The following is a 13,276-nucleotide window of genomic DNA, read 5'->3' on the forward strand; positions in this document are numbered from 1 at the left end:
CAGGTCAAAGTGGTCACATTAATCCTTCAAAAGTCTCCTTAAGAGCTTTCCGGCACCCGTAGCCGGCAGGGAGTCCCGAAACTCGATGATGCGAGGGTACTTGTAGGCCGCCATATTCTCCCGGGCCCAGTCGATTAACTCCTGTTCGGTCACCTGTCCCTTATGGTCGGGATGGAGCACCGCAACGAGCTTTACCGTTTCTCCTCGCTTTTCATCAGGGACCCCAATGGCTGCGCATTGGGTGACCGTGGGGTGACGAAGCATCAGTGCCTCGACATCTTCCGGGAACACGCTATACCCGGAACATTTGATCATTTCCTTGATTCGGCCCGTGAAGAACAGGTAGCCGTCTTCGTCAAAATAGCCAACGTCCCCGGTATGGACCCAGCCATCGCGCAGCGTTTCGGCCGTCGCATCCGGTCGTTTCCAATAGCCTTTGAAAACACCTTTGTTACGAATTACGATCTGACCGCTCTGTCCCTTGGGTAAAGGCTCTTCCGACTCGAGGTCCAGGATACGGATCTCGTTCTCTGGCATCGGTATACCGCAACTGCCCCACTTGATTCTTTCTTTTGGCATGAAAGTGTCAGATGTATGGGTTTCGCTCAGACCAAAGGCAGCTTCATGGATCTGGGCACCGGTTAGTGCTTTCCATTCTTCGGCCAACTTCTCTGTTACCGGAATGCCAAAGCTTGTTGCCGGGTTATTGCGGATGCATCGCAGGTTCCGTTGTTCGATACCGGGCATATCGAGAATTGCACGCAGCATTGGGGCAATGCTGTACCACATGTCGCAACGGTAAACCTCAAACGCCCGCACCACCGTTTCCGGATCGAACCGGGGCAGAATAACCGTTGTCCTGCGTGTGTAGACCGGCATGTAAACGCCGGAATTCATGCCAGCAATGTGACAGAACGGCGCCACGGCTAACGAGCACCCGTCAGGTTCGACCTTGTTTGCCATCATGGAGGCGGCGGTCTTGTAGAGAGCGCTTCCGAAACTCAGCATGGCACCTTTTGGCCGGCCGGTTGTGCCGGATGTAAATGTCATCAGAGAAATGTCATTCCAAAGGTCGACTGGCTCCGGTTCTTCCAGAGGTTGGTACTCGGCCAGTATCTGCGATAGATCGACCGCGCCATTAGCGACCGAGGGTCGCTCTTTCAGAAAAGCGGGCACGTCCAGGGTCGGGCTCTCTGGAAGGTAGTCCGCATAGGCTGTACATACGACGACTTCAAGGCTGGGCACACTTGACTGAACCCGCTGGACGGTGGCAAGCAAGTCAGCGCCAGCGATGACAGCACGGGCTTCAGCATTGCCAAGCTGATACTCGACTTCCGCATCCTTGTATTGGGGGTTCAGTGGGGAAACGATGGAACCGATCATCTGAATCGCATAGTGCGCAATGGGATACTGGGGGCAGTTCTGCATATACAGGCCGACCCGGTCTCCTTTGCTAACCCCTTTTTCCTTGAGGAAAGCTGCCAGTTTTCGCGTTGACTGACCTAACTCTTTCCAGGTCACCGCCCTGCCGTAAAAGATATACGCTGGTCTATCCGGAATATCCCGCTCGTTATCGAACAGATATTCATGAATGGGCTTCTCGCCATTGAGATAGGAAACCTCCCGGGGAAGCCCGGGGGGCCAGTAATCCGTGTTCTTGGTGTTCATAGCGGGTCCTTTATTCATCTTTAAGCAGACGTCGCAGCACCTTACCGGCACCTGTGGCGGGCAGAGAATCACGGAATTCGACGTATCTGGGGTATTTGTAGGCTGCCATGTTGTCTTTGGCCCAATCGATGATGTCGTGCTCCGAGACCTTGCCGTCATAGTCGGGCTTGAGGACCACGAAGAGCTTCACGGTTTCACCCCGGTTCTCATCAGGCACTCCGATCGCGGCAGACTGGGCAATGGCCGGGTGGTTCAACATCAGGGCTTCAACGTCTTCCGGAAAAACGCTGTACCCGGAGCATTTGATCATCTCCTTGATCCGACCGGTGAAGAACAGGTAACCGTTTTGATCGAAGTGACCCACATCGCCGGTGAAGACCCATCCGTTTTTCAGGGTTTCATTGGTCGCATCGGGGCGCTGCCAATAGCCCTTGAATACGTAGGGGTTGCCGACTGCAATTTCGCCAGACTGGCCTGGTGGCTGTTCTTTTCCGGTTTCAATGTCGACAATGCGGATGTCATTTCCCGGCATAGGCCGACCACAGCTACCCCAGACGATAGCGTCACGGGGCATGTAGGTGTCCATGGTGTGAGTTTCGCTCAAACCGTATGACGCTTCGTGCATCTGGCAACCGGTGAGTGCTTTCCATTCCTCGGCGAGGCTTTCGGTAACGGGAATGCCGAAGCTCGTGGCCGGGTTAAATCGCAGGGAGCTCAGATCGCGGGACTGAACGTTCGGCAAGCTGAGGATCGCCCGGTTCATCGGGGCGATGCTGTACCACATATCGACTTTATACTTCTCGAGGGCCTGGACGGTGGTCTCCGGATCGAATCTTGGCAAGATAATGGTTGTCCAGCGGCCATAGACGCCCGCATAGACACCTAGACACATACCGGCTATGTGGCAGAAAGGGGCGATTGCGAGAGAAGTGCTACCCTGCTCCAGCCCATTGGACTGGAATAGCGCAGCTGTTTTGAACGTCGCGGCACCAACCGGCAACATGGCGCCTTTAGGGCGGCCGGTGGTGCCAGAGGTAAACGTCATCAGGGCAATGTCATTGTCGAAATCGACAGGTTCGGGCTCATTGATCGGCTGAGTTTCATCAATGGCGGACACCAGGTCAAATGTGTTCTCAGGGGTCGCAGGCGCCTGTGTCAGGTCATCAGGAACCGAAAGAGTCGGCAAGCCGGGCAGGTAATCTGCATAGCGGGTAGTGATGACCAGTTTCAGCTGAGACAGCTTGTCTCTGACAGCCTCAACCATGGGATACAGGTCAGTTCCGCAAATAACAGCCTTGGCCTCGGCGTTATCAAGCTGGTATTCGACTTCGGCAGTTTTGTACTGGGGATTAAGGGGTGTAATGACCGCCCCCAGCATCTGAATGGCGTAATGAGCGATCACGTATTGTGGACAGTTCTGGAGATAGAGTCCGACATGATCTCCCTTGCCAATGCCCTTCTCTCGCAGGAATCCGGCAAGCCTCCTGGTTGAGTCTGCCAATTCCCTCCAGGGGACTTCGCGGCCATAGAAAATATACGCGGCCTGGTCTGGTGCCTCTTTCGCATTCAGAAGCAGGTAATCGTGCATCGGCCGGGCACCGTTGCGATAGGTAATTTCATTGGCAGCGTCGGCAAAGTGGGCGTTCGGGAGACTCATCGTTTTTGCTCCTTGTTATTGTGGGATTTATTCAGGATCAAAGGCCTTTCATGGTTGGATCGAGTGCTACCCTCAGGGATTCTCCCAGCGTATTGAAGGTCAGCGCGGTGATCATGATCATCAAGCCCGGGGCGTACATTTGTTCAGGCGTGATTTCCATATACATATAGGCGCGGGCAAGCATCTGGCCCCAGCTTGGATCGGGGGGCTGGACACCGAGGCCCAGGAAGCTGAGGCTGGCTTCGGCGAGAAGGGCGACCGCCAGGAGTAGCGTGCACTGAACAATCACCGGCTGAATGGCGTTTGGCGTCACATGTTTGACCAATAGACGGGTGGTCGACGCACCAAAGCATCTGGCTGCATCTACATACAGTTCTTCACGGATGACCAGTGTCCTCGCCCTTATCAGTCGGGCCAGGTGAGGTGAGAATACGATGCCCACCGAGATCATCGCGTTCGTCAGGCCTATACCCATGGCCCCGGTGACAGCCACAGCCAAGACAATAGCCGGGAACGAAAGCAAGGTATCGATGACACGGCTGATACCGACATCGACCCAGCCGCCGAGAAAGCCGGCCAGCAGGCCAATAGGTACGCCAATCAGCAAGGCTACCCCCACGGCCAGAAACGCGGCATACACTGATTTGGATGTGCCATGGATAAGACGGCTGAGTACGTCACGCCCCAGATCATCAGTGCCAAGCCAATGCTCTGCGCTGGGCGCCATCAGCATTTTGCTGAAGTCCTGCTCTGTCGGGGAGTACGGAGCAATCCAGGGTGCGAAGATTGCGATCCCAATGATGATCGTCAGTACCAGCAGGCTAACCACTCCCCGCTTGTCCCGCCGGCACCACTGGCCAAACTTGCTGAACAGAGAATCTTCTCTGATTGACATTTCAAGGGCTTGTGTCGTCATACCTGTTGAATCCTTGGGTCCAGAACCGTGTAGAGCAGGTCAGTCACGAGGTTTACCAGGATGACGGTGATGACCATGGCCAGCACCGCACCCTGAACCACAGGGAAGTCGCCTTCCAGCACCGCTTTTACGATGGTGTTTCCCATTCCGGGAATGGCAAATACGGTTTCAACGACCACTGTCGCTGCCAGGGCTTTGTTAAATAGCAGGCTGATAACGGTCAGCAGGTTTACGCTGACGTTCTTGAGACCGTGTTTCCAGAGAATGGCGCCAGGCGATAAGCCCTTGGCGTGTAACGTACGGACATGCTGCGAGCTATGAATCTCAACCAGGGAGCTCCGCAGTTGGCGGGCAACTTCGGCAATACCGTTGGTGCAAAGTGCGATAGCAGGCAAGGTGGCAAACCAGATGGCGGAGGTAAAACTCTCGCCTGGGCTTGTAAAACCTGTTGCGGGGAACCAGTTCCAGGTCAGCGCGAACAGGGAAACCAGGACCATACCCAGCCAGAAGTTGGGGACGGCCACACCAAGGGAAGACGCGCCCATAATGGCGCCATCCAGCTTCGAGTTCGGACGACTTGACGCCATAATGCCAAGGGGTACACCAATAACAACTGAGAGAAGTACGGCATAAGCCACTATGAACAGTGTGTTGGGAAATACCCGCGATATGGTTTCGAGCACGGGTTCGCCGCTAAGCAGCGACTCACCGAAATCGCCTTGTACTGCGTTAACCAACCAGTTTCCATATTGGACAAGAAACGGCTGATTCAGGCCGTAAAGCTCACGAATTTCCTGAATTCGCTTCTCACTGGCATTTTCGCCAGCGATGGTGATCGCAACGTCACCTGGTACCAGTTGCAATAACGAAAACACCAGGAAGGTGGCGAGAATCATGATGGGAATCGCCTGTACCAAGCGATTCAGCAGCATAAGCTGTTTGGTCCGAGACATCATAATCAGTCCGACGTGAAAAAGAGTAGATAGCGGTCAGAGTAAGGGGGGCAATGCCGCTTACCCTGACCGATCACACTTGTTAGCTTTCCAGATAAACGTGTTCGAACTTGGGCTTACCAAGCAAATTGGTCTGCAGGTTATTGACCTTGTCCGTGTGCGCCATGATGTCCTGGCGGAAGGCGAGGGGAACAACCAGCGCGTTCTCCATGACGATGCGCTGTACGGTAGAGAAGGCTTTCTTCCGTTCCTCAATATCATTGGTGCTGCGGGAGGCACGGATAGCATCCATCAACCCTTCTGGCGGTTCTACCTTGCCAGCATTGAAGTACGAATCACCGGCATACAGCAGCGCATAGGTCAATGAGGGGTCCGGACGACCGGTCCAGGCGGAGACCAGGAAGTCACCTTCACCCCGGGCAAAGTACGCGGCAGACATATCCGAGATAGTTCCGGTCTTGAAGCGGCCTCGGATTCCCACGTCCTTGAGCATGGCCATAAGGATTTCCTGTCGTTGAACCGATCCCTGATCGTTGTAACCGCGCATATCCAGGTCGATTCCGTCGGGGTACCCGGCCTCAGTCAGCAACTGGCGGGCTTTATCGGGATCGTAGGGATAGAGTTTCGCCACGTCGGCATCATAGGCCCAATGCGAAGATGGCAGGTTCATATAAGCTGGCTCGCCTGCACCATGCATTGAGGCCCTGACCAGGGCTTCTCGGTCAATAGCGTAGTTGAGCGCCTGGCGTACCTTCACGTTGCTCAGCGGACCTTTGGAATGGTTCAGGTAGATCTGGAAACAATAAACCGTCGAGCCTGATACGCCTTCGACGGATCCGCCACGCTCAATCAATGGCTTTTGGCGCCCCTCAAGCTGGTACGCCAGGTCGTTTTGCCCGGACATGACCGATCGCAGGCGCGTAGAGCTGTCTGTGATGATCCGGAAAGTAATGCCGTCTACCAGGGGGCGCTCGTTTTTCCAGTAATCAGGGTTGCGCTCAAGGGTAATGCTGTCCCCATCGTTCCATTCGACGAATTTCATCGGACCGGCACCGACAGGGTTGCGATCAGAGTCTTCGCCAAATTTCTTAATGGCGCTCGGTGAGACCATCATTCCGGCCCGGTCCGAAAGAACCAGCGGCAGTGAGGTGTCGGGTGCCTTGAGGTTCAGTTTGACCTGGTAAGGCGCACTGACTTCGACACTTTCTACGGAGGCCAGGTCTGCGCGAATATTGGAACGGGGATCGGTGCGGTTGCGATCAAGGTTGAACTTCACCGCTTCGGCGTCGAGGGTTGTACCGTCATGGAAGGTGACCCCCTCGCGGATGTTCAGGACGAGCGTTTGTGGGTCCGGATACTCCCAGCTTTTTGCGAGGCCGGGAATCGCCTTGAGAGTGTCGTACTCCCAATCGACCAGCGTGGCAAAGACCGGGAACAAAAAGACGTGATCGGACCCGGACCCGCCGGTAGCGGGATCCATGCTGGAAGGATTGGCCGCGGCGCCGACACGGAGCGTCCCCCCATTGTCTTTAACTTTCGCGAGCAAGGCCGAGGGGCCCGCCATGCTGGCAACGGCAGCGGTTCCCGCCATCAGCCCCAGGAATTCCCGGCGCCCAAGTGTAAAACCATTACCTTTTGCAACTACGGATTTGTCTTTACTTCGCATAGGGGTACTCCCTTTTTGTGATTGTTCTGTGGGTTCTGTGAACTGCTTTCGTTGTCACACTTCTTGCTCAAGGCCTTCCAGTTTGGCGTAGTGGCACGCGACCCAATGTTCGGGAGCGATTTCACGCCATTCAGGAACGTCTGTCTGGCACCTGTCGGTGGCGAACGGACAACGGGTACGGAAGCGGCAGCCGCTGGGTGGGGAGACCGGGCTTGGTATTTCTCCCTGCAAATGGATGCGCCTGTCTTCTCGCATATCGCTGGGTACCGGGCGGGGCTCAGCCGACAACAATGCCTGGGTGTAAGGGTGTAGCGGCTTTTCGATGACGGTGTCAGTGGGCCCCAGCTCCATCATGTTGCCAAGGTACATGACTCCCACCCGTTGGCTGACATGGGCGACCACTGAGATGTCGTGGGTAATAAACGCGTAGGTCAGGCCCAGCTCTTCTTGCAGATCCGCAAAAAGGTTTAGTATCGAGCCGCGTACTGACACGTCCAACGCTGCCACTACTTCGTCACAAACGATGAACTGGGGGTGGACGGTCAGCGCTCGCGCAATATTAATGCGTTGCTTTTGTCCCCCGGACAGCTCGTGGGGATAACGAAGGGCTATTTCAGGAGCCAGGCCCGCCCGCTCAAGTGAGGCCAGCGCCGTTTTGCGCCGGGATTCACGGGTGCCTTCGTTCTGGATCTCCATGGGCTCAACCAGGCTCTGCAGAATGGTCATGCGGGGGTTCAGAGCTGCATGGGGGTCCTGGAAGATGATCTGGTAGTTTTTGCGAAGTCGCTTGTACTCGTTGGCCGATAACTCGGAAATATCGGTCTCCCCATAGCGTAGGGTGCCGTCTGTGGGCTTCAAAAGACCAACGAGCGCTCGACCCACCGTGGATTTTCCCGAACCGGACTCTCCGATAATCCCCAGCGTTTCACCGGAGCGTATCTGGAAGCTCACTCCATCCACCGCTTTAACGGTTTGTCCGCCCTTGAGCGGAAAATGAATCTTCAGGTTGTCGACCGTCACGATATTGTCGGTGTTCGGCCCCGTGGACTGACTGACAGTGACACCCATTAGACCGCCCCCTCGAGTTTCAGCTGCGTTGCCTTGTGACATCGGGCGTGTCGTTGCCGATCGATTTCCGTCATGGTCTGGTATCGCTCACAACCCTCACTGGCGTGCGGGCATCGAGCCTGAAAGCGGCACCCCTCAGGCATGGCGTTCGGTGAGGGGACCCGACCGGGGATGAACGGAAGTCTTCCGCCACGGTCGCTGAGCCGGGGGAGTGAACGCAAGAGGCCGGACGTGTAAGGGTGGCCCGGGCGCCGGAGTACGTCGTCCACGGGGGAGGTCTCGACGACCTCGCCGGCATACATGGTGATCATCCGGCTGCAGGTTTCAGCCACAACACCGAGGTCGTGTGTAATGAACAGCAAGGCGGCGCCGGTGTTTTCGCTCAGTTCCGTCAGCAGATCGATGATCTGCGCCTGTACCGTAACGTCCAGCGCCGTGGTGGGCTCATCCGCGATAATCAGTTTTGGCTTGCAGATCAGCGCCATCGCGATCATGACTCGCTGGCGCATCCCGCCGGAGAACTGGTGGGGGTACTCGTCCACCCGGGTTTCGGGCGAAGGTATCCCGACATCCTTCAGTGCCTGGATGGCACGCTCCCTGGCTTCTGCCGGGGGTACCGGGTAGTGCGTGCGAAGCGTCTCGACAAGTTGCTGCCCAACAGTGAATACAGGATCCAGCGCAGTCATCGGCTCCTGGAATATCATGCTGATGTCGCGACCCCGGATGGCACGGACTTCTTTGGGGCGCATGGACATAAGGTCACGGCCATCAAACCGGATTTCTCCGTCGATGATCGCTGTGCGCTCGGGTAACAGGCGGAGTAGGGAAAGGCCGGTAACCGACTTGCCGCAGCCGCTCTCTCCGACGACGCCGACCCGCTCGCCGGGGGCGACAGTAAAGGAGACGTCGCGGGTCACATGGGTGATTCCGTCACGGCCCCGGAAAGAAATGCTCAAACCACGCACATCGAGAATGGGCGTCACACTAGCATTGGTGGATTGCCCGGCCTCCGCCGGCGATCCCGCAGGCCGGGCATCGAAGCCCGAAGCCTGCTCGTTCGATGCAACTAACATGTTTCCTCCACGCACCCGAATCCAGTCCGGGCTGTTTGTTCTTGTTTCGTAGAGTAGTGTCGAGTGAGCGGTCAGATCACTCAGGCACCGTAGGCAGCCTTTATCGTTCTCTTCGTCGCTGCGTAGTGGTTTTTCAGTCTTTTGATTCCCGAGAACTGGGTAATCGGTGAACCGAAATACCATAGTGGGGTAATCATCAGAACCACATCCTTTACCGGGGTGTCGGTTCGGTACTCGCCGGCACCAATGGCAATCTTTACGCCGTGTGTCACGCATTCTTCAAAGAAGCGGGACATTTCACCAATACCTTCAACCACTTCCGTGTCCACCGAGCTGAAATCAAATCGAGCACGGGAGGAAAGGCTCCAGGGAGTTCGTTCGTCACCTGGTTGGTTGAATTCGTGAAACCGATCCCGGGCGTCTTCGAATAAAAGGTCAATCCGGTCCTCCAGTGAGAGCCCGGGCTTCAGCCAAATGCCTTCGAGCTTTTGGCGTACTTCCTCAAAGGTGTCTGCAAATACCTCCTTGACCAGTTCGGCCTTATTGCCGAAGTGGTAATGCAGGTTTGCGCGGGTTGAACCGACTTCCTTTGCAATATCGCCGTAACTGACTGCATCGACCCCCCGGGTGATGAACAGGCGCCTGGCGACCTCCAGGATGCGTGCCCGGGTGTCGCTCGCTTTAGCGCGTGATGGTGCAGGGGACGTGACAGTTGCTGGCATGAATTCTCCGTTAGCGGTTCTCGGCATCCCTTATCATTGCCAATTACTGACTTACTTGCAAGTCAGTTTTTTTTGGATAAAACTGACTGACGTGTAAGTAAGTGAGAGAATGGTAGCTGTTCCGCTGGGCGTCAAGTGAATCACCTCAATAATACCAGCGAAGCGGGGAGAGGCGTCTGGTTTGCCTGGCCTTGGCTGCCGATCTGATAACAAAGCCAATAATCGGAAGAGGTCATCCTGTGAAGTTCAAAAAACTGCTGATTGCCAATCGTGGTGAAATTGCTATCCGGATTGCCCGGGCCGCCTCTGAGATGGGGCTGGAAACCGTGGCCATCTATTCCGAGGATGACCGGGATTCCCTCCACCTTGCCCATGCGGACTACACAGTATGCTTGCCCGGAAAAGGCGCTCGCGCTTATCTGGATATCGACGCGATTATTCAGGCCGCGAGGGAGATATCGGCGGATGCCCTGCACCCGGGTTATGGCTTCCTCAGTGAGAATGCCGAACTGGCAAGACAGTGTGGCCGACACAACATCACCTTTATTGGACCTGATCCCGCTACGCTGGAAGAGCTGGGTGACAAGGCGGCTGCGCGAGCGCTTGCAGAGCACTGTGACGTGCCCGTCGTCCCTGGTACCAAGGGCCGTACTTCATTAAACGATACTCGCGAGTTTGCAGCGAGCCTTGGCAGTGATGTGGCGGTGGTTATCAAGGCCATTTCCGGTGGTGGCGGTCGTGGTATGCGGATTGTGTTGCCAGGCGAAAACCTGGAAGAGGCCTACCGGGCATGTGCCCGCGAAGCCAAAGCTGCATTCGGGAACGAGGGGCTTTACGTTGAGCGCCTGGTCCGAACGGCCAGGCATATTGAAGTTCAGGTACTCGGAGATGGACGCGGTAACGCGGTTCACCTATGGGAAAGGGAGTGCAGCCTGCAGCGTCGTAACCAGAAACTCGTCGAAGTCGCCCCAAGCCCGACATTAGCAGTTGCCACCCGAGAAAGGCTTCTGGATGCGGCATTGCGAATGGCGCGACATGTTAACTATGCCGGACTGGGTACCTTTGAATTCCTGGTGGATGAAAATGGCCGGGACTTTTTCTTTATAGAAGCGAATCCCCGGCTTCAGGTAGAGCATACGATCACCGAAGAAATTACTGGTGTTGACCTTGTCCAGTCACAGATCGCGGTGCTGGGTGGTGCCAGCCTGGCAGAACTCAATCTTTCGCAGGCTGAAATACCTGACCCGAAAGGCTACGCGATTCAGTGCCGGGTAAACATGGAATCCATGGATGCTGATGGCTCCACCCGCCCCAGTGGCGGCACCCTTGAGACGTTCGAGCCACCTTCCGGGCCAGGTATTCGTGTCGACACCTTCGGGTATCGGGGGTACACCACCAGCCCGCACTTTGACTCACTGTTAGCAAAGCTGATCGTTCACACGAGAGCGGGGAACTATCGGCAGGCCGTCCGTAAGGCCTACCGCGCCCTTTGTCAGTTCCGGGTTGAGGGCGTGAAGACGAACGCCTCTTTTCTGCAGGCGCTCCTGAGTCGCGAGGACGTTGCTGAAAACCGGATATACACACGCTTCGTTGATGATCATATGGCGGACCTTGTCGCCGAGGCAGGGCAGGGCCATCCACAGTTGTTCCGTACTTCCGAAGCCTCCAAAGACACGAACAAATCCGCTGTTCGGCAACACGTTCCGGAAGGGAGCGAGCCTGCCTCCGCTCCCATGCAAGGCCAGCTGGTAACCACGTTGGTGGCTGAAGGTGAACTCGTGTCCAAAGGACAGACTCTGGCGATCCTTGAAGCAATGAAGATGGAGCATGAAATAAAGTCGCCGACAGCTGGCCTTATCCGGCGGTTGCCCTTGGCTGAGGGTGACTACGTCAATGAAGGGCAGGCCGTCGCCTTTATTGAGCCTGGCGAAACGGACCTGGACGAAGAGATAACTGAGCAGAAAATCGACTTTGATTACATTCGTCCGGATCTGGCTGAAGCCATGGAGCGTCACGACCTGACACTGGACAAGGCGCGACCGGATGCCGTTGCCAAGCGTCACAAGCTGGGCATGCTCACTGCGCGCGAAAACATCGACAACATCTGCGACTCAGGCAGCTTCATGGAGTACGGGGCCCTGACCTTTGCCGCTCAGCGGCGCCGGCGTTCAGTCGAGGACCTGATTCGCTCGACCCCGGCTGACGGCCTGGTGGCCGGTGTGGGTGCAGTGAATGGTGAAATGTTCGATGAAGACCAGGCCCGGTGTGCTGTACTGGCCTACGATTACACCGTGCTGGCTGGCACTCAGGGGACCATGAACCACAAGAAAACGGACCGTGTGTTACAGGTGGCCGAAGAGCAGCAGCTACCGGTCATATTTTTTGCCGAAGGGGGGGGCGGGCGACCAGGCGATACGGATAACGGCACCAAGGTGGCCGGCCTCGATCAGCCCAGCTTCCTGCAGTACGCAAGGTTAACCGCACTGGCACCTCGTATCGGGATTGTTTCTGGTCGTTGTTTTGCGGGGAACGCCGTATTTGCTGGCTCCAGCGACCTGTTGATTGCAACCAGGAACGCCAGCCTGGGGATGGCCGGCCCAGCCATGATCGAGGGCGGGGGGCTCGGCGTCTATTCGGCAGAAGAGGTCGGCCCCATGTCGGTACAGGTTGCCAATGGCGTTGTGGATTGCCTGGTCGAGGACGAGCGGGAGGCCGCGCAGGTCGCCCGCCAGATCATGTCTTACTTCCAGGGCAAGCTGCCGGAGTGGACCTGTGCAGATCAGCGGCTGCTTCGATCCAGTATTCCGGAGAACAGGCTGCGCTCCTACGACATCCGGTCATTGATTCGTACGTTGGTCGATACCGACAGCTACCTTGAACTCCGGCCGGAGTTTACACCAGGTATGGTAACGGCCTTCGCTCGTATCGAGGGGCGCCCGGTTGGTCTGATTGCCAACGATCCACGCCATCTGGGCGGAGCAATCTGTGCGAATGGAGCTGATAAGGCCTCCCGCTTCATGCAGCTTTGTGATGCCTATGATGTGCCGCTGGTCAGTCTGTGTGATACGCCGGGGTTCATGGTCGGTCCCGAGGCTGAGAAAACCGGCCTGGTTCGTCATACCACCCGGATGTTCGTAACCGCTGCCAGCCTCCAGGTTCCCGTGCTTTCCATTGTTCTTCGCAAAGGTTATGGCCTGGGTGCCATGGGCATGACAGCAGGTTCTTTCCATGCGCCTTTCTTCAACGTGGCCTGGCCCACCGGTGAATTTGGCGGGATGGGGCTCGAAGGTGCCGTTCGCCTTGGCTATCGCAATGAAATTGCCAATGCCGGTGATGAGGCCGCGCAGAAAGCCATGTTCGAGAAGCTGGTGGCGGAACAGTACGAGAAGGGTAAGGCCCTGAGTATGGCGGTCTCCCTGGAGATTGATGCGGTTATTGATCCAGCCGAGACCCGCAACTGGATCCTTCGTGGCCTCAAATCGGTCAGGAAACCTGGTCCACGCATCGGACGCCGACGCCCGATGGTAGACACCTGGTAACGTCGTCAGAAACG

Annotated in this window: 9 protein-coding genes; 1 reads left to right on the top strand and 8 read right to left on the bottom strand. The window is 56.5% G+C overall.

Annotated elements, in window-relative coordinates:
- Window positions 1-18 precede the first annotated feature (18 nt).
- The 8 genes from LJ360_RS01550 to LJ360_RS01585 all read right to left on the bottom strand — a co-directional run bounded on the left by LJ360_RS01550 (window position 19) and on the right by LJ360_RS01585 (window position 9,723).
- The gene (locus LJ360_RS01550; RefSeq protein ID WP_264995049.1) at window positions 19-1,740 is read right to left on the bottom strand and encodes an AMP-binding protein; all 1,722 of its coding nucleotides are present in this window, start codon (window positions 1,738-1,740) and stop codon (window positions 19-21) included.
- Window positions 1,679-3,256, bottom strand: coding sequence for an AMP-binding protein (locus LJ360_RS01555; protein WP_264995050.1), 1,578 nt, complete (start codon window positions 3,254-3,256; stop codon window positions 1,679-1,681). The genes LJ360_RS01550 and LJ360_RS01555 overlap by 62 nt, the downstream gene beginning before the upstream one ends.
- 106 nt (window positions 3,257-3,362) lie before the next feature.
- On the bottom strand, window positions 3,363-4,241 hold the full coding sequence (locus LJ360_RS01560; RefSeq protein ID WP_091848928.1) for an ABC transporter permease: 879 nt from the start codon (window positions 4,239-4,241) through the stop codon (window positions 3,363-3,365).
- Complete coding sequence (locus tag LJ360_RS01565) at window positions 4,238-5,173, bottom strand: ABC transporter permease (protein WP_218144763.1); 936 nt, start codon at window positions 5,171-5,173, stop codon at window positions 4,238-4,240. Before LJ360_RS01565 ends, LJ360_RS01560 begins: the two co-directional genes overlap by 4 nt.
- A gap of 103 nt (window positions 5,174-5,276) precedes the next feature.
- On the bottom strand, window positions 5,277-6,860 hold the full coding sequence (locus LJ360_RS01570) for an ABC transporter substrate-binding protein (protein ID WP_091848926.1): 1,584 nt from the start codon (window positions 6,858-6,860) through the stop codon (window positions 5,277-5,279).
- A 54-nt stretch (window positions 6,861-6,914) separates the two neighbouring features.
- Window positions 6,915-7,928, bottom strand: a complete 1,014-nt coding sequence (locus LJ360_RS01575) for an ABC transporter ATP-binding protein (RefSeq protein ID WP_091848925.1) — start codon at window positions 7,926-7,928, stop codon at window positions 6,915-6,917.
- Window positions 7,928-9,001 carry an ABC transporter ATP-binding protein gene (locus tag LJ360_RS01580; RefSeq protein ID WP_091848924.1) on the bottom strand — a complete coding sequence of 358 codons (1,074 nt, stop codon included), beginning with the start codon at window positions 8,999-9,001 and terminating at the stop codon, window positions 7,928-7,930. The genes LJ360_RS01575 and LJ360_RS01580 overlap by 1 nt, the downstream gene beginning before the upstream one ends.
- A gap of 80 nt (window positions 9,002-9,081) precedes the next feature.
- A complete protein-coding gene (locus LJ360_RS01585) occupies window positions 9,082-9,723 on the bottom strand; it encodes a TetR/AcrR family transcriptional regulator (protein WP_177185983.1) in 642 nt (213 codons plus the stop codon).
- Window positions 9,724-9,962: 239 nt separating this feature from the next.
- On the opposite strand from LJ360_RS01585, the gene LJ360_RS01590 reads away from it, so the two are divergent.
- A complete protein-coding gene (locus LJ360_RS01590) occupies window positions 9,963-13,262 on the top strand; it encodes a carboxyl transferase domain-containing protein (RefSeq protein WP_264995051.1) in 3,300 nt (1,099 codons plus the stop codon).
- Window positions 13,263-13,276 lie beyond the last annotated feature (14 nt).

This window comes from Marinobacter sp. AN1, from assembly GCF_026013985.1.
Classification (GTDB): domain Bacteria; phylum Pseudomonadota; class Gammaproteobacteria; order Pseudomonadales; family Oleiphilaceae; genus Marinobacter; species Marinobacter segnicrescens.